This is a genomic window from Gammaproteobacteria bacterium, assembly GCA_024235095.1.
Classification (GTDB): Bacteria; Pseudomonadota; Gammaproteobacteria; order Competibacterales; family Competibacteraceae; genus UBA2383.
Genome location: JACKNC010000001.1, coordinates 452,642 through 472,654 on the forward strand (window position 1 = coordinate 452,642; position 20,013 = coordinate 472,654).

22 protein-coding genes and 1 tRNA gene are annotated in these 20,013 nt (G+C 57.1%); 17 read left to right on the forward strand and 6 right to left on the reverse strand.

The window, feature by feature from the left end:
• Nucleotides 1-10: 10 nt before the first annotated feature.
• Both H6973_01865 and rpsU read right to left on the reverse strand, forming a co-directional pair.
• Nucleotides 11-457: a GatB/YqeY domain-containing protein gene (locus H6973_01865; protein ID MCP5124412.1), complete on the reverse strand. Its 447-nt coding sequence runs from the start codon at nt 455-457 to the stop codon at nt 11-13.
• Between the two features lie 56 nt (nt 458-513).
• Complete coding sequence (gene rpsU, locus H6973_01870; protein ID MCP5124413.1) at nt 514-729, reverse strand: 30S ribosomal protein S21; 216 nt, start codon at nt 727-729, stop codon at nt 514-516.
• Between the two features lie 107 nt (nt 730-836).
• Between rpsU and tsaD the strand changes: the two genes are divergently transcribed.
• The gene (gene tsaD, locus H6973_01875; GenBank protein ID MCP5124414.1) at nt 837-1,853 is read left to right on the forward strand and encodes a tRNA (adenosine(37)-N6)-threonylcarbamoyltransferase complex transferase subunit TsaD; all 1,017 of its coding nucleotides are present in this window, start codon (nt 837-839) and stop codon (nt 1,851-1,853) included.
• A 22-nt stretch (nt 1,854-1,875) separates the two neighbouring features.
• Here tsaD and nadA read toward each other — a convergent pair whose 3' ends face one another.
• A complete protein-coding gene (gene nadA / locus H6973_01880) occupies nt 1,876-2,958 on the reverse strand; it encodes a quinolinate synthase NadA (protein ID MCP5124415.1) in 1,083 nt (360 codons plus the stop codon).
• 308 nt (nt 2,959-3,266) lie between these two features.
• Here nadA and H6973_01885 point away from each other — a divergent pair, with 308 nt between their 5' ends.
• The 5 genes from H6973_01885 (at nt 3,267) to ruvB (ending at nt 6,942) form a co-directional block, all read left to right on the forward strand.
• Nucleotides 3,267-3,911, forward strand: coding sequence for an alpha/beta fold hydrolase (locus tag H6973_01885; protein MCP5124416.1), 645 nt, complete (start codon nt 3,267-3,269; stop codon nt 3,909-3,911).
• A 69-nt stretch (nt 3,912-3,980) separates the two neighbouring features.
• The gene (locus tag H6973_01890) at nt 3,981-4,724 is read left to right on the forward strand and encodes a YebC/PmpR family DNA-binding transcriptional regulator (GenBank protein MCP5124417.1); all 744 of its coding nucleotides are present in this window, start codon (nt 3,981-3,983) and stop codon (nt 4,722-4,724) included.
• An 8-nt stretch (nt 4,725-4,732) separates the two neighbouring features.
• On the forward strand, nt 4,733-5,254 hold the full coding sequence (gene ruvC / locus H6973_01895; protein MCP5124418.1) for a crossover junction endodeoxyribonuclease RuvC: 522 nt from the start codon (nt 4,733-4,735) through the stop codon (nt 5,252-5,254).
• Nucleotides 5,251-5,859, forward strand: a complete 609-nt coding sequence (gene ruvA / locus H6973_01900; GenBank protein MCP5124419.1) for a Holliday junction branch migration protein RuvA — start codon at nt 5,251-5,253, stop codon at nt 5,857-5,859. The genes ruvC and ruvA overlap by 4 nt, the downstream gene beginning before the upstream one ends.
• 39 nt (nt 5,860-5,898) lie before the next feature.
• Nucleotides 5,899-6,942 carry a Holliday junction branch migration DNA helicase RuvB gene (gene ruvB, locus H6973_01905; GenBank protein ID MCP5124420.1) on the forward strand — a complete coding sequence of 348 codons (1,044 nt, stop codon included), beginning with the start codon at nt 5,899-5,901 and terminating at the stop codon, nt 6,940-6,942.
• Nucleotides 6,943-6,950: 8 nt separating this feature from the next.
• Here ruvB and H6973_01910 read toward each other — a convergent pair whose 3' ends face one another.
• Entirely contained in the window at nt 6,951-7,238 is a 288-nt protein-coding gene (locus H6973_01910) for a hypothetical protein (GenBank protein MCP5124421.1), read from the reverse strand.
• A 108-nt stretch (nt 7,239-7,346) separates the two neighbouring features.
• Here H6973_01910 and tolQ point away from each other — a divergent pair, with 108 nt between their 5' ends.
• From tolQ to H6973_01945, 7 genes are all read left to right on the forward strand, one after another.
• Nucleotides 7,347-8,054 carry a protein TolQ gene (gene tolQ, locus H6973_01915; GenBank protein ID MCP5124422.1) on the forward strand — a complete coding sequence of 236 codons (708 nt, stop codon included), beginning with the start codon at nt 7,347-7,349 and terminating at the stop codon, nt 8,052-8,054.
• 3 nt (nt 8,055-8,057) lie between these two features.
• Nucleotides 8,058-8,504 (forward strand): protein TolR, encoded by a 447-nt coding sequence (tolR, locus tag H6973_01920; GenBank protein ID MCP5124423.1) that lies wholly within the window; start codon nt 8,058-8,060, stop codon nt 8,502-8,504.
• Between the two features lie 160 nt (nt 8,505-8,664).
• Nucleotides 8,665-9,789, forward strand: coding sequence for a cell envelope integrity protein TolA (gene tolA, locus H6973_01925; GenBank protein ID MCP5124424.1), 1,125 nt, complete (start codon nt 8,665-8,667; stop codon nt 9,787-9,789).
• Between the two features lie 49 nt (nt 9,790-9,838).
• Nucleotides 9,839-11,038, forward strand: a complete 1,200-nt coding sequence (gene tolB, locus H6973_01930) for a Tol-Pal system beta propeller repeat protein TolB (protein ID MCP5124425.1) — start codon at nt 9,839-9,841, stop codon at nt 11,036-11,038.
• A gap of 134 nt (nt 11,039-11,172) precedes the next feature.
• The gene (pal, locus tag H6973_01935; protein ID MCP5124426.1) at nt 11,173-11,712 is read left to right on the forward strand and encodes a peptidoglycan-associated lipoprotein Pal; all 540 of its coding nucleotides are present in this window, start codon (nt 11,173-11,175) and stop codon (nt 11,710-11,712) included.
• A 14-nt stretch (nt 11,713-11,726) separates the two neighbouring features.
• Nucleotides 11,727-12,470, forward strand: coding sequence for a tol-pal system protein YbgF (ybgF, locus tag H6973_01940; protein ID MCP5124427.1), 744 nt, complete (start codon nt 11,727-11,729; stop codon nt 12,468-12,470).
• Nucleotides 12,471-12,526: 56 nt separating this feature from the next.
• Nucleotides 12,527-12,602 (forward strand) — tRNA-Lys (locus H6973_01945).
• Nucleotides 12,603-12,707: 105 nt separating this feature from the next.
• Here H6973_01945 and H6973_01950 read toward each other — a convergent pair.
• Together H6973_01950 and alaC are read right to left on the reverse strand one after the other, a co-directional pair.
• Nucleotides 12,708-14,030, reverse strand: a complete 1,323-nt coding sequence (locus tag H6973_01950; protein ID MCP5124428.1) for a homoserine dehydrogenase — start codon at nt 14,028-14,030, stop codon at nt 12,708-12,710.
• A 4-nt stretch (nt 14,031-14,034) separates the two neighbouring features.
• Nucleotides 14,035-15,270, reverse strand: coding sequence for an alanine transaminase (alaC, locus tag H6973_01955; protein MCP5124429.1), 1,236 nt, complete (start codon nt 15,268-15,270; stop codon nt 14,035-14,037).
• Nucleotides 15,271-15,656: 386 nt separating this feature from the next.
• Here alaC and H6973_01960 point away from each other — a divergent pair, with 386 nt between their 5' ends.
• The 4 genes from H6973_01960 (at nt 15,657) to H6973_01975 (ending at nt 19,954) form a co-directional block, all read left to right on the forward strand.
• Nucleotides 15,657-17,804: a type IV pili methyl-accepting chemotaxis transducer N-terminal domain-containing protein gene (locus H6973_01960; GenBank protein ID MCP5124430.1), complete on the forward strand. Its 2,148-nt coding sequence runs from the start codon at nt 15,657-15,659 to the stop codon at nt 17,802-17,804.
• Complete coding sequence (locus tag H6973_01965; protein MCP5124431.1) at nt 17,801-18,175, forward strand: response regulator; 375 nt, start codon at nt 17,801-17,803, stop codon at nt 18,173-18,175. Before H6973_01960 ends, H6973_01965 begins: the two co-directional genes overlap by 4 nt.
• Nucleotides 18,168-18,614: a chemotaxis protein CheX gene (locus tag H6973_01970; protein ID MCP5124432.1), complete on the forward strand. Its 447-nt coding sequence runs from the start codon at nt 18,168-18,170 to the stop codon at nt 18,612-18,614. The genes H6973_01965 and H6973_01970 overlap by 8 nt, the downstream gene beginning before the upstream one ends.
• 107 nt (nt 18,615-18,721) lie before the next feature.
• The gene (locus H6973_01975) at nt 18,722-19,954 is read left to right on the forward strand and encodes a D-amino acid dehydrogenase (GenBank protein ID MCP5124433.1); all 1,233 of its coding nucleotides are present in this window, start codon (nt 18,722-18,724) and stop codon (nt 19,952-19,954) included.
• Nucleotides 19,955-20,013: the final 59 nt, after the last annotated feature.

Below are 20,013 nucleotides of genomic sequence, written 5' to 3' on the forward strand. Positions count from 1 at the left end.
AGATGCAGATTCAGCCGCCGAAGCGGGCTTTAACCCGGGCGCTGACCGTACCTATGTCGACCTGGCCCTGCGCTTGATCCTTGATGACGGCCATGACCTTGCCCATGTCGCGCATGGATTGGGCGCCGGTTACCGCGATTGCATGAGCAATCAGCGTTTCCATCTCGGCTTCGCTCAGCGGGGCAGGCAGATAAGCCTGAATTAGATCGATTTCGAACGCTTCCTGACTGGCCAAGTCTGCGCGACCGGCGTTTTGATACTGCGTCAGGGATTCCCGGCGCTGCTTGATCATTTTCTCCAGCACAGCCAGGGTTTGCACATCGCTCAGTTCAATGCGCTCGTCCACCTCACGTTGCTTGATAGCGGCCAGAATCAGGCGGATAACGCCCAGGCGATTTTTATCCTTGGCGCGCATGGCGGTTTTCATGTCATCCTGAATACGGTCTTTGAGGGACATGCGGACAGACTCGCGATGTGCTTGGAATAGCGGGGGGAGAGGTAAGGCGGCCAAACTCAATAGAGGCGGGTGCGGCGGGCGACTTCCCGGGAAAGTTTCTTCAAATGACGCTTGACGGCGGCGGCCCGCTTGCGCTTGCGTTCCTGGGTGGGCTTCTCGTAAAACTCCCGGCGGCGGACTTCGGAGAGAACGCCAGCTTTTTCACAGGAACGCTTGAAACGGCGCAATGCAATGTCAAACGGCTCATTTTCCTTAATTTTCACGGCAGGCATTAAGACGTCACCTCATTCATTTAGAGTCTGGATCAGGGAAAAAGTGGATTATCAGAAAACATTGTATTGTAATCATACCCTCTACTAAATGCAAAACAGAAAGCCGTATGTTGATACTAGGTCTTGAAACATCCTGTGATGAAACCGGCGTGGCGCTCTATGACAGCGAACGCGGGTTGCTGGCTCACGCCCTGCACAGTCAGGTCAAACTGCATGCGGAATATGGCGGAGTCGTGCCGGAGCTGGCCTCGCGCGATCATGTCCGCAAGACGTTGCCATTGTTGCGGGAAATCTTCCGGCAAGCGCGCATCGAACCACGCGATGTCGAAGGCGTGGCCTACACTCGCGGGCCGGGCTTGATCGGCGCATTGTTGGTAGGCGCAGCGATCGGGCGCAGTCTGGCCTGGGCTTGGGGCGTTCCGGCGATTGGCGTTCACCATATGGAAGGTCATTTATTGGCACCAATGTTGGAAGCCGAGCCGCCGGAATTTCCTTTTGTGGCGCTCCTGGTGTCTGGTGGACACAGCTTGCTGGTGCGTGTGGAGAGCGTGGGCGGTTACCGAATTCTAGGCGAGTCCATTGACGATGCGGCAGGCGAGGCGTTTGATAAAACCGCCAAGCTGTTAGGATTGCCGTATCCGGGTGGGCCAGCCTTGGCCAAGCTGGCTCAGGAAGGCGTTCCGGGGCGTTTCAAATTCCCGCGACCGATGACCGACCGTCCAGGTTGCGATTTCAGCTTCAGCGGGTTGAAAACCGCCGCCATTAATACTTGGCGTAAGCTGGAGCCGACGCCGCAGAATCGGGCCGATGTAGCCCGCGCGTTCGAGGAGGCCGTGGTGGAAACCATGGTCATCAAATGCCGGCGGGCGTTGGAGGAAACCGGATTGCAGCGATTAGTCGTGGCGGGCGGGGTCGGCGCGAATCAGCGGTTGCGGGCGCGGTTGTTGGAATTGGCGGAGGAGCGGAGCGGTCAGGTCTACTATCCCCGCCTGGAATTCTGCACCGATAATGGCGCAATGATCGCCTATGCGGGCTGGCGGCGGCTGGCGGCGGGCCAGGCGGCGGATACCGCGATTGACGTGCTACCGCGCTGGCCGCTGGATCATCTGTCAGCGGTGGATTGAAGTCGATCTTCAACCTCACTCTTCAGGCATCGCTATTCCCCAACACGACCTGCCGCCGTTGCCTGGCAAAGTCCAGCAGGCGGCGAATCGGCAAGGCCGCGCGTTCGCGGATGGCTTCATCGATGTAAATCTCATTGTCGCCGGTCTCCAGCACGCGCGCCAGATTGCGCAAGCCATTCATCGCCATCCACGGACAGTGCGCGCAACTGACGCAGGTCGCGCTCTTCCCCATGATCGGCGCCTCCAGCAGGGTTTTGTCAGGAGCGGCCAGCTTCATTTTGTGGAACAAGCCGTTGTCGGTCGCTACGATGAATTTTTTCGCGGGCAATTCCTGCACCGCCTTAACCAACGCGGTCGTTGATCCCACTAGGTCGGCTTGCGCGATCACGTCCAGCGGCGACTCTGGATGCACCAGCACCTGGGCATCGGGATGCTCGGCGCGCAATTGACGCAGACCGTCGGCCTTGAAGGCTTCATGGACGACGCAAGCTCCGTTCCAGAGCAGCATATCGATGCCGGTTTGCTGTTGCACATAAGCGCCCAGATGCCGATCAGGCGCCCAGATCAGTTTCTCGCCTTTCTCCGCCAGATGCTTGATCAGCTCCAGGGCGATCCCGGAGGTCACGACCCAGTCAGAGCGGGCTTTCACGGCGGCGCTGGTGTTGGCGTAGACCACCACGGTCCGGTCGGGGTACTGGTCGCAAAAGGTGGAAAACTCATCAGCGGGACAGCCCAGATCCAGGGAGCATTCAGCACGCAAGTCCGGCATCAGCACCCGTTTTTCGGGATTGAGAATCTTGGCGGTTTCGCCCATGAACCGCACCCCAGCAACAATCAGCGTACTGGATGGGCATTCTGTGCCGAAACGCGCCATATCCAGAGAATCCGAGACGTAGCCGCCGGTGGCATCGGCCAGTTCCTGCAATTCCGGGGAGGTGTAGTAGTGGGCGACCAGCGTGGCGTCGCGCTCTTTCAACAAGCGCTGGATTCGGTCAACCAGGTCAGCCTTCTCGGTGGCGTCCAGAGTTTCGATCACGGTCAACGGCACCTGGGCCGGCGTCAGACGGTGGTCTTCGATAGCAATTGCAGGGGTAAAGGCGCTCATATCAATACTCCGGCGACGGTGTTTGGCGCATCGCTCAATTATTTTGGAATAGCAAGGGATTCCAGTTTGCTTGCACAGGCAAGATACCAGTTTTATAAATTTGGTCAGCCCCATTTCGAGTTAGTTTCATTTTGACACTATCAAGGAGAAATGGCGAATTTTTTACCGGCTGATGAAACTGGAGCATTGCTGGCGGTTGCGTGGGGCGTTGCCGCTGGCGAATGATGACAATTCTTTTAACCTGTTCCAGCCGACCGGTGGTCAATTTCGGCTAGAATGCTCGCTTTTACTCAAATCACCCGGAGTCAATGATGGCGGCCCAGCGCGAAACGGTAGTACTGGTGCATGGTTTGTATGTCCATGGTCTATGGATGCGCCTGTTGGAGTACTGGCTGGAGGAATCCGGCTATCACACCGTGAATTTTTCCTATCCGAGCATGACCCGTTCGCCGGCGGAAAACGCCGAAGATCTGCATCGATTATTGGAACGGTTGGAGTCGTCTACTGTGCATTTCCTGGCCCACAGCATGGGTGGCCTGGTCGTGCGCTATCTCTTCCATCACTATCCTAAGCAACGACCAGGGCGTATCGTCACGCTGGGTACTCCGCATCAGGGGAGCTATGCAGCGCAGATCATGCACTACAGCGGTCTGGGCTTCTTCGTAGGACGGGCGTTGGAAGAGGGATTGCTGGGCGGCGCGCCAGCCTGGAGCGCGCCGAATCTACTGGGTTCGGTTGCGGGTACGCTGAACATCGGTGTTGGCCTGTTGTTTCCAGCCATGCCGGCCCCGGCCGACGGTATGATTGCGGTGGTTGAAACACAGTTCCCCGGCATGGCCGACCACATTTGTTTGCCCGTCTCGCACATGCAAATGCTGGTCGACCCGTCCACGATTACCCAGTCCTGTGCGTTCTTCGCCACGGGCCGATTTCACCACCCGCGTCATGAGTAGCCGCGCGGCAAAGTGCTAAACTGATGATATTGAACTGTATCGCAAAGCAGACCCGGCAAGAGGCTTCGTATGGCTGGACATAGTAAATGGGCCAATATTCAACATCGGAAAAATACGCAGGACGCCAAACGCGGTAAGTTGTTCACGCGCTTGATTCGGGAGATCACTGTTGCGGCGCGCATGGGCGGCGGCGATCCAGGGGCGAATCCGCGTCTGCGCCTGGCAATGGATAAGGCGCTGACCGCCAATATGCCCAGAGACACGATCGAGCGAGCGATCAAGCGCGGCGCAGGTTCCCTGGAAGGCGTGGAATACGAAGAAATTCGCTACGAGGGTTACGGCCCGGGCGGCGTAGCGGTGATGGTCGACGCTGTAACCGATAACCGCAATCGCACGGTGGCGGAGGTGCGTCACGCCTTCAGCAAATGCGGCGGCAATTTGGGCACCAGCGGCTCAGTCGCCTTTCAGTTCACCGAACAAGGTGTATTGAGCTACCCGGCGGACAGCGACGAGGACCGAATCATGGAAGTGGCTATCGAAGCCGGCGCCGACGATGTCGTCACGAACGATGACAGTTCGGTGGACGTATTGACCGAGCCAGCGGCTTTTCAGCAGGTGCGCGAGGCGATGGCTGCGGCGGGCCTGGAACCGGAGAGCGCCGAGGTCACTCAACGCGCCAGCTCCAACACGATGCTGGGTTTGGAAGATGCGCAGAAAATGGTCAAGCTCCTGGATTTGCTGGAAGACCTGGACGATACCCAGAATGTCTATTCCAATGCTGATATTCCCGAGGATATTCTGGCGAACCTCTGAGCGTGACGATCATACGGCTGATGGGTATCGATCCGGGTTCGCGCATCACCGGTTATGGCGTTATCGACATGGAGGGGTCGCAGGGACGCTATGTCGCCAGCGGTTGCATTCAAACGGCCAGCGATCGCCCCTTGCCGGAGCGCTTGAAAACCATTTTTGAAGGCGTGACCGAGGTGATTCACGAGTATCAACCGGCTGAAGTAGCTGCCGAACAGGTGTTTATGCATCGCAATCCTGATTCGGCGTTAAAGCTCGGTCAAGCCCGGGGCGCGGCCCTGTGCGCAGTCGTGATGGCGGGATTGTCGGTCAGCGAATATGCGGCGCGCGCGATTAAACAGGCGGTGGTCGGCGGCGGCGCGGCGGATAAAACGCAGGTGCAGCGTATGGTCGCCCGGTTATTAAACCTGCCGCAATCGCCTCAGGCTGACGCCGCCGATGCGCTGGCCGTAGCGATCTGTCATGGGCACACCCGGCAGACTCTGAACCGGCTGGGCGCTATCGCTGGGCTGACCCGGAGGCGTCGGCGGTGATTGGGCGTCTGCGCGGACTGCTGGCCTGGAAACAGCCGCCTTATTTAATGATCGATGCCCACGGGGTCGGTTATGAACTGGAGGCGTCGCTAATGACCTTCCAGACCCTGCCGGAAGTCGGGGCGGAAGTGACGTTATTGACGCATCTAACCGTGCGCGAGGACGCCCATACCCTGTACGGCTTCGCCAACCTGGCAGAGCGGAGTCTGTTCCGCCACCTGATTCGCGTGACTGGGATTGGTCCGCGGCTGGCGCTGCTGATTCTATCCGGGATGAGCGTGGAACTGTTCGGGCGCTGCGTGCGCGAAGGCGACGCCACATCGTTGACCCGGCTACCGGGCGTGGGCAAGAAGACCGCCGAGCGGCTGATTATTGAAATGCGCGACCGGATCGGCGAACTAGGAGTGTATCCGGCTACTGTGGTTCTGCGCGGTGAACGAAACGTCGCAACCAAGGCCAATCCGGTCGATGACGCTATTAGCGCCCTGGTGGCGTTAGGGTACAAGTTGCCTGATGCGTCGCGCATGGTGCAGTCGCTGGAGACCGAAGGACTGACCAGCGAAGCGATCATCCGCCAGGCTTTGCAAGCCAGCGTGCGCCGGTAAGCTTTTTCAACCTTTAGCCTTAGCCTTTAGCCTTGGATCATGAACGCGCCAGACCGTCTGATTACACCAGCCGCCAATAACGAGGATACCGTCATCGACCGGGCGGTGCGGCCTCGTCGCCTGGCGGAGTATATTGGCCAACAGGCTATGCGCGAGCAGATGGAGATTTTTATTCATGCTGCTCGCGCTCGGGGCGAAGCGCTTGACCATGTTCTCCTATTCGGGCCGCCAGGGCTGGGCAAAACTACGCTGGCGCACATCGTTGCCGCCGAAATGGGGGTTAACCTTCGGCAAACTTCAGGCCCAGTGCTGGAGCGACCCGGCGATCTAGCGGCGCTGCTGACCAATCTCGAACCACGCGACGTGCTGTTTATTGACGAGATTCATCGCCTCAGTCCCATGATCGAGGAAATCCTGTATCCGGCAATGGAGGATTACCAAATCGACATTATGATTGGCGAAGGCCCGGCGGCGCGCTCGATTAAACTGGATGTGGCGCCTTTTACCCTGGTCGGCGCGACAACCCGCGCCGGGTTATTGACCTCGCCGTTGCGCGACCGGTTTGGGATTGTGCATCGTCTGGAATTTTATACCGCCGAGGAGTTGACCGAGATTGTCGCCCGGTCTGCGCGGATTCTCGGCATCGAGATTGACGTTCCGCCAGGTGCGGCGGAAATTGGCCGGCGTTCGCGTGGTACGCCGCGTATCGCTAATCGCCTGCTGCGTCGGGTGCGCGATTTCGCCGAGGTGCGGGCGGATGGCCAGATCACGGTTGATGTAGCACAGCGGGCGCTCGATTTGCTTAAAGTGGATGCCTGCGGTTTCGATGAAATGGACCGGCGCTTGTTGTGGTTGATGATCGACAAATTCAGCGGCGGCCCCGTGGGACTGGATACTTTGGCGGCGGCGATCAGCGAAGAACGGGGAACGATTGAGGACGTGTTGGAGCCCTACCTAATCCAGCAGGGCTTTCTAATGCGCACGCCGCGCGGACGGGTAGCAACCGCTCATGCCTATCGGCATTTCGGACTCATTCCCACGGCTTCGGCAACGGGCAGCGATTTGTTCAGCGCCGGTTCCTGAACCAGCGATTAAGGTTTGGACGAAGACGGAGGCGGTATAGATTGGGCAGCGGGATTTGGAAGCGTTGATCGAGTTGATTTTGACATTTTTTCCAGGGCGATGTCATATTCATCTACCGTGAGCGTACCATCGTTATCGCTGTCGGCGGTATTGAAGTCCAGTCCTTCGACATCAGCGGCCTCGTCGGCGCTAATCAGGCCATCGCCATCGGTATCGGCTTCTTCGAAGGTTAGTGGCGCTGCAGCTATGACCGGCAGCATAATCAGCAACAAAATCGGTAAAATGAAAGCGCGCATAAGCGATTCTCCATGAAATATTGTTTTTCTGCGGAGCGGTCGTCGGTCATCCGCTCCGCAAAGCAGAATTTTAGTGGAAATAATAAAGGAACCTGAGGGAGATTGCGGGTGACCCATGAGACGTCATTCTGGAGCCTGATCGCCAATGCCAGTGTGATCGTGCAATTGATCATGCTGGTATTAGCATTGATTTCGCTGGGCTCGTGGTGGGTGATTGTTAAAAAGCATCTGGTGCTGAGTTCTGCAAAGGGCGCAGCCGACCAGTTCGAGGATGATTTCTGGTCAGGTATTGATCTGGCGTCGCTATACGCCCGCATCAATCGCCAGAAGGAGCCAGTCTGGGGGATGGACGCCATTTTTCTGGCGGGTTTCCAGGAGTTCCTGCGATTGCGCGCCCAGCCGACCGTCGATCCGGAATCTGTGGTCAGCGGCGCGCAACGGGCGATGCGGGCTACCGGTTCACGGGAGTTGGATGATCTGGAAATGTACCTGCCCATGCTGGCGACCGCCGGCTCGACCAGTCCGTACATTGGTCTGTTTGGCACGGTTTGGGGCATCATGAATGCTTTTATGGCGTTAGGCGTGACCCAGCAGGCGACTTTGGCGCAAGTGGCGCCGGGCATTGCCGAAGCGCTGATCGCGACCGCGATGGGGCTGTTTGCCGCCATTCCGGCAGTGATCTTCTATAACCGTTACGCTCATGACGTGGATCGGTTGGCTAACCGCTACGAGACTTTCATGGAGGAATTTTCCAACATTCTCCAGCGGCAATCCTACCACTTGCGCAGAAACCGCGCTCCGGCAACCCAAAGTTAGCTTATGTCCCGGCGTCGTTCGCATAGTCGCCTGAAGGCGGAAATCAACATTGTTCCCTATATCGACGTGATGCTGGTGTTGTTGGTGATTTTTATGGTCACCGCGCCATTGTTGAACCAGGGGGTTGAAGTAGATTTGCCGCAGGCCCCGGCGGAACCGCTCGAAATGCAGAATCAGGAAACTGAAGTTGTGGTTATGTCCGTGCAAAAAGATGGCTCGTGCCATTTGAATGTCGGTTCGGAACAGGCTCAATCCGTGAACTGCAAGACCCTGGAACCGCGTTACGAAGAGACTCAGGAACATTTGAACCAGAAACCGCAACCGCCGGTGCTGATCCGCGCCGACCGTGAAGTGCGCTATGAACAAGTCATCGAAGCGATGGCGGCCTTGAAAGGGGCGGGCGCCATCAAAGTCGGACTATCCACTGCGCCTCCTGATTCGCCACAATAATTGATTTGATGGGTGAGCGGCGTTGATGTTGCGTTCAGAACAGGGTTCTCGGCGACAGAACTTGATCGCATCCGCTTTCACGGTTGCGGTCCATGTGATAATCGGACTTCTTTTGTTGTTTACATTGAATCTGTCGGATACGCCTCATCCTGAGGGAGTATTGGCTGAATCGATTCCGGCTGAAGTGATTGATGAAATTGCGATCCGGGAAGAACTGGAGCGACTGGCTGAATTGGAACGCCAGCGTCAGCGCGCGGAAGCCGAACGGCAGGCGGAACTAGCGCGAGCAGAGCGGCAAGCCCGTGAAGCGGAGGAGCGCCAGCAAGCGGAAATCCAGCGGCGGAAGGAAGAGGCTGCGCGCCGCAAGGCGGAAGAAGAAGCTGCGCGCCGCAGGACGGAGGAAGAAGCTCGGCGGCGAGAGGTGGAGGAAGCGAAGCGCAAAGCGGCTGAGGAACGCCGTAAGATCAGAGCCGAGGAGCGGCGCAAGGCAGCGGAAGAGGCGCAACGTCAGGCCGAGGAGCAGCGCAAACTTGCGGAACGGCGCAAGGCAGCGGAAAAGGCGCAACGTCAGGCCGAGGAAGCCCGAAAAGCTGAAAAAGCTCGAAAAACCGAGGAAAGACGTAAGGCAATCGCTGAAGCCAAGCAACGCAAGGCTGAGGAAGCCCGAAAGGCCGAGGTTAAACGTAAGGCTACTGAAGCTGAGGCCAAACGCAAGGCTGAGGAAGCCCGAAAGGCCGAAGCTGAGGCCAAACGCAAGGCGGAAGCGGAGGCGGAGGCCAAACGCAAGGCGGAAGCGGAGGCGGAGGCCAAGCGCAAGGCCGAAGCGGAGGCGGAGGCCAAGCGCAAGGCCGAAGCCGAAGCTAAACGCAAGGCGGAAGCCGAAGCCGAAGCCAAACGCAAGGCAGAAGCCGAAGCCGAAGCCAAACGCAAGGCAGAAGCCGAAGCCGAAGCCAAACGCAAGGCGGAAGAAACACAGCGGCTTGCTCAGGAGCTGGCGGCTGCGGAGTTCGCCAAACGCCGTATCGAACCCTACATTAAAAGGCAGTGGAGTCCTTTACTGAGTGGCGGTGCGAAATTGAGTTGCGAAGTTGTCATATCGGTCAACAACACTGGATCTGTAACCAAAGTCAGGATTGTGAAGTCCAGCGGCGACGCTCAGTTTGATGATTCGGTGAAAGCGGCCATTCTCAGCGCTTCGCCGCTACCCATGCCTGCTAACGATTACCAGGCGACTTATATTGCGAAGCAATCCCTGAAAATCAGATTTTCCCTGGATTCTAATTGATGGGAGAATATCTAGTTTTCCGGTTTGCCTGTTCCAGGGGAGTTAACTCTTGAAACTCGTTGAGAAACTTTTTAGCGTCTTGATTCTGTTGTTCGGCGTCGCGAGTCTTGTCCATGCCCAGATCAGTCTGGACATCACCAAGAAAGTCGAAAGCGGCGGTACGCCGATTGCCATTGCCCCCTTCAGCGGCGGCGCACCCGAGGATATCGCGGGCATTGTCGCTGCGGATTTGCGGAGAACCGGCAAATTCGCCCCGCAACCACCCAATGCCCAGGCTAATTATTCGGTTACCGGCCAGGCGAGTCCGGGCGGCGCGCGAGGTTATATCGTGCAGTTTCAGTTGAGCAACGCTCAGGGCAGCGCATTGCTGAACCTGTCCTTTGATATCCCTGCCAATCAATTGCGGCCAGTTGCCCATCGGATCAGCGATCTGATTTATGAAAAGCTTACTGGAGAAAAAGGGTTGGCAGGCACGCGCATCGCCTTTGTCGCGGGCGGCGGCGGCAACTGGTATCTGGTGGTCGCAGACGCCGACGGGCAAAATCCCCAGGTTATTCTGCGTTCTGGACAACCGATTATGTCGCCGTCCTGGGCGCCGGATGGCTCCAAACTGGCCTATGTCTCTTTCGAAGGCCGCCGACCACAAATTGTCGTTCAGGATGTTTATAGCGGAGCGCGACGGGTGGTTTCCGCAGCGCCTGGCATCAATGGCGCTCCATCCTGGGCACCAAACAGTCAGCGGCTGGCGTTCACTTTGTCCAAGGACGGTAATCCGGAGATCTATGCGCTGGATCTGGCGACTGGGTCGCCAGTCCGGTTGACCAGCAATAGCGCAATTGATACCGAACCGGTCTGGTTGCCGGATGGCGGCATTGTGTTTACTTCGGACCGGGGCGGATCGCCGCAGTTGTACCGGATCGGCGCGGGTGGCGGCGCAGCGCAGCGTCTGACCTTCGAGGGTGACTACAATGCCCGGCCAGCGGTTTCGCCTGATGGACGCTATGTAGCGATGATGCACCGGCGTGGAGGCCGATTTTACATTGCCGTAATGGACTTGCAAACTCATCAGTTCCGCGTCCTGACCTCGGGGGGCAATGCCGAATCACCCAGTTTTGCGCCAAACGGCAAAATGATTGTCTATTCCGACGGCCAACGATTGGCTGCGGTATCGACGGATGGAACCATTCAGCAGGATTTTGCCCTGCGTGGCCGAGCGCGCGACCCAGCTTGGGCGCCCTACGGCCGTTGATTTGAATATTGACTTTAAAATTGGGGAGAACCGCGATGAACAATTGTATCCGCATCTTGATGGCTGCCGCCTCGCTGGCGCTGCTTGCCAGTTGTGCGTCAACCGGCGAAAACACGGACCCGATTCCACAGGACATGCCACAATCGGAAACCACGGGACAGCCTGGGCAGGAAGCCTATAGCTATGCTTATGGTCAGGCGCCGGGGGGATACGACACTTATGACACCAGTAGCGGAACCTATGGTAGCTATCCTGGCGGGGGAACATCGGATTATGGACAATCGGGATTGCCAGCCCAACCACAACCGCCGGAACCCGCGATGCCTGGCATGGGCGGCAGCATGGTTTCAGCGGATCGCATCGTATATTTCGATTTCGATAGCGCTAACGTCCGCTCCGATAGTCAGGCTATTATCGAGTCGAATGCGAACTATTTACGAGGAAACCCGCGCATTATCACACAACTCGAAGGTCATACCGATGAACGGGGTAGCCGCGAGTACAACATCGCGCTGGGCGAACGCCGTGCGAATGCCGTGCGTCAGGTCATGAGCGCCATGGGCGTCTCCCCCCAACAAATCCGGGTCGTCAGCTACGGCGAGGAACGCCCGGCGGCCAGCGGCTCCGATGAACAAAGTTATGCGCTCAACCGGCGCGTGGAAATTGTCTATTGATGAGATTAATCATCATGCCAAAATCGGGGCTTGCCTGGCTGGTGGTATTTCTATTAGGCGGCATGGGTTCTGTCGGCGTTGTTCGCGCCCAAGCGCCCGAGAGTTCGCTGACGCTGGAACTAATTCAGCGCATCGAGCAACTGGAACAGGAAGTTCGATACATCCGTGGAGAACTGGAGGTTTACCGTCATCAGGTCGAGTCGCTTCAGCGGGAACGGTCGGCGCCGGATCATCCGGCGCAACCGGCAGCGCCTCTGGCAACTGCTCTGCCATCGGTTGCGCCAGCCACTGAGCAACGGGTTGAAACTGATCAACCGGTATCTGTTCCGTCCTCTACGGGTGATCGGCCACCCGTTATTCAGCCAACGCCGACAGCTGCTGTTGGAACGGAACAGGCGAATTTCGATGCTGCCTTGCGTGAGTTTGGCGAAGGTCGTCACCCACAGGCTATTAACGACTTTCGACAGTTCCTGCAGATGCATCCCGCCAGTCCCTTGGCCAGCGAGGCGCAGTATTGGTTGGGCGAGTCCTACTATGTTGTCCAGGATTACGATGCCGCCAGAGAAAGCTTCATCAATTTGGGGGTGCGTTATCCGAATAGCGAACGCCTCCCTGACGCATTGCTGAGATTGGGCTATGTCTATGAGATAACTGGCGATATCAACCGAGCGCAGGAGGTCTTGCAAAAATTACTTCACGTCTATCCCGATACGCAGGCCGCTGGTTTGGCCAAACAGCGGTTACTATTGTTGCGCTGATCCGGGATCAGGACTTGTGGTTTTGGCGAATTGTTGTAACATAATCATCCCTTTTGGGGCCGTTAGCTCAGTTGGTAGAGCAGCAGACTTTTAATCTGTTGGTCGTTGGTTCGAATCCAACACGGCCCACCAATCTAATCAACGCCTTGGCGGATCATCCGCCAAGGCGTTTTTCATCCCTGTGTCATCCCTACGCAACTCGTTCCGAAAGCCGATCTATTGCCTGCTTCCAATCCATCAGTCAAAGCCCAGATGCTCCAATCGAATGCGCGTGACTGGGGCGGAGATCGCGTCCAGCGCCTCAATAGCGGCAATTGCCTCGTTCATCCACTTTTCCTGAATCTCATAGGTCAACAGGATAATCGGCACATCACTGGCGCCGAGCGCTGGTTCCTTCTGTACCAAGGCTTCAATACTAATATCCCGGTCGGCCAGGATACGAGTCACCTCGGCGAGCACCCCTGGCCGATCCTGCGCCTGCAAGCGCAGGTAGTACGCAGTTTCCACCTCGGTCATGGGCAATACCGGCAGATCGGACAGGGCGTCCGGCTGAAACGCCAGATGCGGCACCCGGTTGTCCGGGTCGGCGGTCAGGGTGCGCACTACGTCGATGATGTCGGCCACCACAGCTGAAGCGGTCGGCTCGGCCCCCGCTCCGGCCCCGTAATACAAACTCTGTCCTAGCGCGTCGGCCTGCACCAACACCGCGTTCATCACCCCATTAACGCTGGCTAATAACTGCTCTTTCGGGATCAGAGTCGGATGAACCCGCAGTTGCGCACCGTGGTCATTGCAGCAGGCAATTCCCAGGTGCTTGATGCGATAGCCCAGTTCTTCAGCATAGGCGACATCTTCGCGGGTGATACGACTAATGCCCTCGATATAAACCCGGTCGAATTGCAAGGGAATGCCAAAGGCAATGGACGCGAGAATGGTCAGTTTATGAGCGGCATCGATGCCCTCAACATCGAAGGTCGGATCGGCCTCGGCGTAACCTAGCGCTTGCGCCTCGGCCAGCACCTCGGGAAAGTCGCGGCCCTTGTCGCGCATTTCGCTCAGAATAAAGTTGGCGGTGCCATTGATGATCCCCGCGACCCATTCGATGTGATTGCCGGCCAAGCCCTCGCGGATCGCCTTGATGATCGGGATGCCGCCGGCCACCGCCGCTTCAAAACCGACCATCATGCCGGTCGCTTGGGCGGTCGCGAAAATTTCGTTCCCGTGCTTGGCAATCAGCGCCTTATTGGCGGTCACTACATGTTTGCCGTTGGTCAGCGCCTGTAAAACCAGACTGCGCGCCGGCTCGTAACCGCCCATCAGCTCGACAATGATCGAAACTTCGGGATCATTCACCACATCCAGCGCTTCTTCGGTCAATTTCATACCGGCGATGTTGGCGGTCGTGGTGTCGAGATTACGCGCAGCTGCATGGGTGATCACGATTTCGCGACCCGCGCGGCGGCTGATTTCCCCGGCGTTGCGAGACAGGACGCGCGTGACGCCGCCGCCGACCGTGCCCAGACCCAGCAGACCCACTTTAACGGGAGGATATGCGCTCATTAATTCAAGCCTCCACTGCTTGCGCCAAGGGGGGCGCGTATTGATCCCGGCTGTCCCGGCGGAACATCTCACGGATGCCGCGCAGCGCTTGCCGGGTGCGATGCTCATTCTCGATCAGGCCGAAGCGGACGTGATCATCGCCGTACTCGCCAAAGCCAATGCCCGGCGAAACCGCGACCTTGGCTTCGGCCAGCAATTTTTTGGAAAACTCCAGTGAACCGAGGGGTTGGTACTGTTCAGGAATCGGCGCCCAGACAAACATCGTGGCTTTGGGTTTTTCCACTTTCCAGCCCAAGGCGTTCAAACCTTCACACAGCACATCACGGCGCTTGCGGTACAGTTCGCGGATTTCCGCGACGCAATCCTGCGGCCCCTCCAGCGCCGCGATGGCCGCCACCTGGATCGGCGTGAACATGCCGTAATCCATATAGGACTTCATACGCGCCAGCGCCGCGATCAGCGTCGGGTTGCCACACATGAAACCCACCCGCCAGCCGGGCATATTGTAACTCTTGGACAAGGTAAAGGACTCGACGGCGATCTCCTTGGCGCCGGGAATTTGCAAAATCGAGGGCGCCGTGTAACCGTCAAACACCAGATCGGCATAGGCTAGATCGTGAATCACCCAGATTTGATGCTCACGGGCGATCTCCACCACTTTTTCAAAGAATTCCCGTTCCACGCACTGAGTGGTAGGGTTGGCCGGGAAGTTCAGCACCAACATCTTGGGATGCGGCCAGGAGTCCTTGATCGCTTTTTCCAGCTCAACGAAGAAATCCACGCCGGGAATCAGCGGCACATGGCGAATGTCGGCGCCGGCGATGACAAAGCCGTAAGGATGAATCGGATAAGCGGGATTAGGAACCAGCACCGCATCGCCCGGCCCCATGGTCGCCAGCGCCAGATGCGCCAGCCCTTCCTTGGAGCCGATGGTGACGATGGCTTCACTGTCCAGATCGAGATCGACGTGATAGCGGGTTTTGTACCAGTTGCAGATTGCCCGACGCAGACGCGGAATCCCGCGCGAGACCGAGTAGCGATGAGTATCGCCGCGTTGAGCGGTTTCAACCAGTTTGGCAACGATATGCTTCGGGGTAGGCTGGTCGGGGTTGCCCATGCCAAAGTCGATGATGTCCTCGGCCCGCGCGCGGGCTTGGGCCTTCAGGTCATTGACGATGTTGAAAACATAAGGCGGCAGGCGTTCGATGCGTTGAAAATCGGCGTTCAAGGTGGTTTCCATAAAGTTGATCCAGGGGGCCGGGCGTGCGCGCCAAATTCAGGGGGTGTGGCGGCCCTTTCAAGCGGCTTGCGATTCTACCCGTCAACAGGGCGTTTGTTGCGTTCGATCATTTCGTCCGGATTAAGTCCTTATGATACTTCAATGCCTTTGAAGAAGCGGTGAAGAATCGTTAACATCACCCGAGTTTTGAAAAACTCACTTACAGTTCGCTTAAATAAAGCGTGACTTCGGAGAATGGAGAATCTTGACAACCTTTTCGTCCCCTGGACCTCAGCGACGATCGTTAACAGGAAATGATTTTTTATTGTTTACCTTTCTATAATAAGTAATATTCGTGACTTGAGGATATCGCGTCAACAAGTCAGCACAGTGCTTAAGGGGGAGGCATGTTTCATCTTGAATTGGGCAAATACCGGAACATCGTTCTGTCGATTGCTCTATTTATTTTCTTCGACTTGGCCGTGCTAGTACTCAATTTCGTGATTTCCAGCCAGATCAGCAATGATGCGTTGATGATTAACCTGGCGGGCCGTCAGCGCATGTTATCCCAACGCATTACCAAGACAGCGCTGCAAGTTGAGTATCGGATCCGCGATGGCAAGCCTTTTAGCAATGAGTTAGCTGAATTCAAGAAGGCGTCGACCGTTTTCGATCAAACATTGACGGCTTTCTCGCAGGGAGGTCGCACCACCAGCGGAACGGGTGACGAAGTGAATCTGGCGGCGATAGGAGATCCGACAGCTCAGGGAATCCTGCGTGAAGCGCGCGACATTTGGACACCGATGATCACTGTCGCCAAATCGCTTACTGATAATACGAACATTATGCAGGCAAGTCAGTTGGCGCGGTTGATGGAAGCGGCCAATTTGCAGCTGCTCAAGCTAATGAACGATCTGACCACACGCGTTGAGCAAATCGCCTCGGACAAGGCGACGATGCTACGCGCGGTACAGGTCACCGGCATTACCCTGGCGACTATCAACTTCATTGTCATTCTATTTCACTTTATTGGCCATCTGCGCCGCAGCGACCGCGAACTGGAGCATGCGCACAAGGAAACCGCCGATATTTTGCGCACGACGCAGGAAGGTCTTTTTCTGCTGGACCTCGAGTTTAAGATCGGATCACAGCACTCGACAGCGCTCAACAGCATCCTAGGCGTCGCTACACTGGCCGGAGCCGATTTCATCGACATTCTTAGGGCGCGCGTTGATCAGAAGACCCTGAAGACTGCTCGGGAATATCTTGATCTTCTACTCAAGCACGATGTCAAGGAAAAATTGGTCACTAGCGTGAATCCGCTTAACCGTGTTGAGATGCTGCTTGACCAGGGTCCAGGCAAACCTGAAACACGCTTTCTCCAGTTCGCGTTCAATCGGGTCAAGGAGAAAGGCAAGATCACCCATCTTCTGGTCACTGTCAGTGACATTACCCGCCGCGTTCTGCTGGAGCAGGAACTCAAAGCGACCGAGGATCGCGCGCGTGGGCAACTCGGAATGCTGATGGAAATCATCCAGATCGAACCATTTGCGCTGCATCAGTTCCTGCGGGCGGCGGCTGATGGATTGCAGAACATCAACAGTCTCCTGCGCGATCAATCCGAACCGGTTACCGGACGGAGTGGTCTCCTGCGCGATCAGTCCGAGCCGGTTACCGGACGGAGTAGCCTCGTGAACGCCCTTTTCCGCCAGGCGCACCGAATCAAAGGCGACGCGGCGGCGCTGGGCATAAGCAGCCTGGCCGATGCATTCCACCAGCTTGAAGACCTACTCTCCGGATTGCGCGAGCAACCCTCGCTGTCGGGTGAGGACTTTCTACCGGTCACCGTGCAGGTGAAAGGACTGTTCGAACAGATCGAGGCCATTGAGAACGCGGTTATCCGTATTTCACAGGTTCGTGGTGTCGCCACCGTCGAAGCGCCGCGGCCACAGCACGATCCCAATACCGCCAAATTGCCCTTCGTGCAGCGCTGGCGGGATTTCGCCAACCAGATTGCTGCTCGTCATGGCAATACCGTTGAGATCAGCTACAAGGGCATCGACGTCGCCACGTTGCCCGATGGGCTGAGTAGCGCGGTCAACACGATCATCAATCAGTTTATCCGCAATGCCATAGTCCACGGCATCGAATCATCCGATGCCCGCAAAGCGTTGGGTAAACCGGAAGCAGGCCGGCTTTCGATCTATATTTCACAGAATGACGATGGATCGGTCGAGTTGAGCTTCCGCGACGATGGCCGTGGTATTTCCGTCCAGCACATCCGCGATACTGCCATCGCCAAAGGCCGTTTGACTGCCGAAGAGGCCGCCGCCTGGGATAACCGGCGCATTGTTGGTCTCATTTTCGAACCCGGAATCAGTTCTCACGCGGAGGTCGACGCGGATGCGGGTCGCGGCGCCGGGCTGGATACCGTCGCGGAACTCGTGGTCCGTTTCGGGGGGAATGTCCGCATTGGGACGACCCCGAACGAGTATTGCCACTTCCGGGTTCACCTGGCGCCGCGCGCGATCATGGAGGGGCCGGCAGCAACATGAAAAAGCTACTCATCGTAGACGACTCGAATATCATTCGTAGCAAGATTGCCCGCTGCCTCGGCAAGTATGGCCTCGAGATCGCCGGCATGGCGTCCAACGGCCAGGAAGCGCTGACTCAGTTTAAGGCGACTCGCTGCGACCTGGTGACCATGGACCTGACAATGCCGCACATGGACGGTATCGAGTGCATCCGTGCGCTGCGCGAGATTGACGCTCATGTGCGTATCCTGGTTGTATCCGCGCTGGCGGATAAAGCGACCGCCATCCTGGCCCTGAAGGAAGGAGCGCAAGGTTTCCTGTGCAAGCCCTTTACCGAAAGCGATCTCACTGAGGCAATCGGTGAGCTTACATCAGACGACGACAATGACTGAAGCAGAACTGCGCATTTTTATCGGTATTGTCCAACATTACTTCGAGCAGCAGACCGGTTGCCCCGCTGAAATGGGAACGCCCTTTCTTGGCGATCCGAATGTACTACCCGTCTTCGACTTTACGGGCGTTATTGGCATTTCGGGCAACCGTCGAGGATGCGTCTATTTCACTGCGCCGAGCGAAATGTTGCGCCAGATTCTCGTGCATGGCGGCGAGAGTGATGTGTCGCGGGAAAACCTGGCCGATCTGGCGGGAGAAATCAGTAACACAATATCGGGGAACGCCCGGCGGGCGTTCGGTCACGAGTTCATGATCTCGGTGCCCATCGTCGTCACCGGGCGAGAGCAGTCAATCTCGCTCCCTGAGAGTGTCAAGGCGTATGTCATGCCATTCCGCTGGCGCGAGCAGGATGCCGCGCTTGTGGTGAGTGTCGTCTAGGCATTTTTCGGATTAACGATGCATTTATTAGTTATACCGTTTCTCGATCTTTGCTGGCTCCACATTCCACAAATGTCTAGACGCGATCTTCAGAGAAAGAACAGAAAATGCATGTAGGTATCCTTGGCGCAGGCGTGATCGGCATCACCACCGCCTATAGTCTCCTACGCCGGGATATACGCGTCACGGTCATCGACCGCGCCTCCGGGGTCGCTCGGGGCGCAAGCTTTGGGAATGGCGGACAGTTAAGCTATTCTTATGTCAATCCACTGGCGTCGCCCGATTTGCTGAAGACGCTGCCCCGCATGATCGCCGGGCGTGATCCAGCATTCCGGGTTCAACCCATCCTCAGCGTGAAATTAGCGCAATGGGGGCTGCAATTTCTCATGAATTGCCGATCGGCGATCACGGCCCGGAATACGACGCGATTGACCCGGCTGGCGCTCTTTTCCAGAGCAGCCTTGCATCGTATCATCGAGAAACACCGCTTCGATTTCCATTTTCGCAAAAATGGCAAAATCGTATTGCTTTCCAGCGCCGCGGAGATGTCTCACGCCCGGAAGGCTTGCTGGATGAAGAATGCGCTGGGCTGTTCAATGCGAGTTCTGGATCGCGCTGCCCTCATCGATTTGGAGCCATCATTAACCGATGGCCCAAACGATTTCGTCGGCGGCATCCATGCGGAGACCGACGAGGCCGGCGATTCCTGCGCCTTTACTCAGGGACTGGTTGATCTTTGTTATCAGTCGCCTGATTTTCAACTCCAGCTCGGAACGGATATTAAACGGATCCGCCACGAGAACCACCGGATCACAGCCATTGAAACCGATCAGGGCGATTTCACCGCAGACGCCTACGTGCTGGCGTTGGGTGCTGAAAGTCCGTTAATGGCTAAAACCTTGCGCCTTAATCTTCCCGTCTATCCGCTGAAAGGCTACAGCGTCACGGTTCCACTCGGTAAGAGCGCGCCGGTAGCCAGTGTTACCGATAGCCGGAACCGGACGGTTTTTTGTGCGCTTGGCCATCATCTGCGGATCGCCGGCATCGCTGAACTGGTTGGTTACAACGATCACGTCGACCGAAATCGAATTGATCAGCTGATCGGACTGGCCCAAAAACGCTTTCCTCGCGGCGGCGATTACACAATGGTGATCAGTCGCTGGCAAGGATGGCGCCCGTTAACGCCCTCTAGTCTTCCCTTGATTGGGCCAGCACCGAAATATGACAACCTGTTCGTCAACACCGGACACGGCTTGTTTGGCTGGACCCTTGCCTGTGGCAGCGCTGAACTGATCGCCGAGTGGATAAATCCCCGCTATCGCTGCTCCATGGAGTTTTGACGGGCTGACCAATTTCAAGCATTACCCACCCCTCTCCGACAGGAAGAGGAGTGGAATGG

Coding starts and splice junctions, on each gene's coding strand:
- H6973_01865 (MCP5124412.1), bottom strand. CDS start 457: ATGTCCCTCAAAGACCGTATTCAGGATGACATGAAAACCGCCATGCGC.
- ybgF (MCP5124427.1), top strand. CDS start 11,727: ATGCCAAAATCGGGGCTTGCCTGGCTGGTGGTATTTCTATTAGGCGGC.
- H6973_01910 (MCP5124421.1), bottom strand. CDS start 7,238: ATGCGCGCTTTCATTTTACCGATTTTGTTGCTGATTATGCTGCCGGTC.
- H6973_01960 (MCP5124430.1), top strand. CDS start 15,657: ATGTTTCATCTTGAATTGGGCAAATACCGGAACATCGTTCTGTCGATT.
- pal (MCP5124426.1), top strand. CDS start 11,173: ATGCCACAATCGGAAACCACGGGACAGCCTGGGCAGGAAGCCTATAGC.
- H6973_01965 (MCP5124431.1), top strand. CDS start 17,801: ATGAAAAAGCTACTCATCGTAGACGACTCGAATATCATTCGTAGCAAG.
- nadA (MCP5124415.1), bottom strand. CDS start 2,958: ATGAGCGCCTTTACCCCTGCAATTGCTATCGAAGACCACCGTCTGACG.
- H6973_01890 (MCP5124417.1), top strand. CDS start 3,981: ATGGCTGGACATAGTAAATGGGCCAATATTCAACATCGGAAAAATACG.
- H6973_01950 (MCP5124428.1), bottom strand. CDS start 14,030: ATGAGCGCATATCCTCCCGTTAAAGTGGGTCTGCTGGGTCTGGGCACG.
- rpsU (MCP5124413.1), bottom strand. CDS start 729: ATGCCTGCCGTGAAAATTAAGGAAAATGAGCCGTTTGACATTGCATTG.
- alaC (MCP5124429.1), bottom strand. CDS start 15,270: ATGGAAACCACCTTGAACGCCGATTTTCAACGCATCGAACGCCTGCCG.
- ruvB (MCP5124420.1), top strand. CDS start 5,899: ATGAACGCGCCAGACCGTCTGATTACACCAGCCGCCAATAACGAGGAT.
- H6973_01970 (MCP5124432.1), top strand. CDS start 18,168: ATGACTGAAGCAGAACTGCGCATTTTTATCGGTATTGTCCAACATTAC.
- tsaD (MCP5124414.1), top strand. CDS start 837: ATGTTGATACTAGGTCTTGAAACATCCTGTGATGAAACCGGCGTGGCG.
- H6973_01885 (MCP5124416.1), top strand. CDS start 3,267: ATGATGGCGGCCCAGCGCGAAACGGTAGTACTGGTGCATGGTTTGTAT.
- tolR (MCP5124423.1), top strand. CDS start 8,058: ATGTCCCGGCGTCGTTCGCATAGTCGCCTGAAGGCGGAAATCAACATT.
- H6973_01975 (MCP5124433.1), top strand. CDS start 18,722: ATGCATGTAGGTATCCTTGGCGCAGGCGTGATCGGCATCACCACCGCC.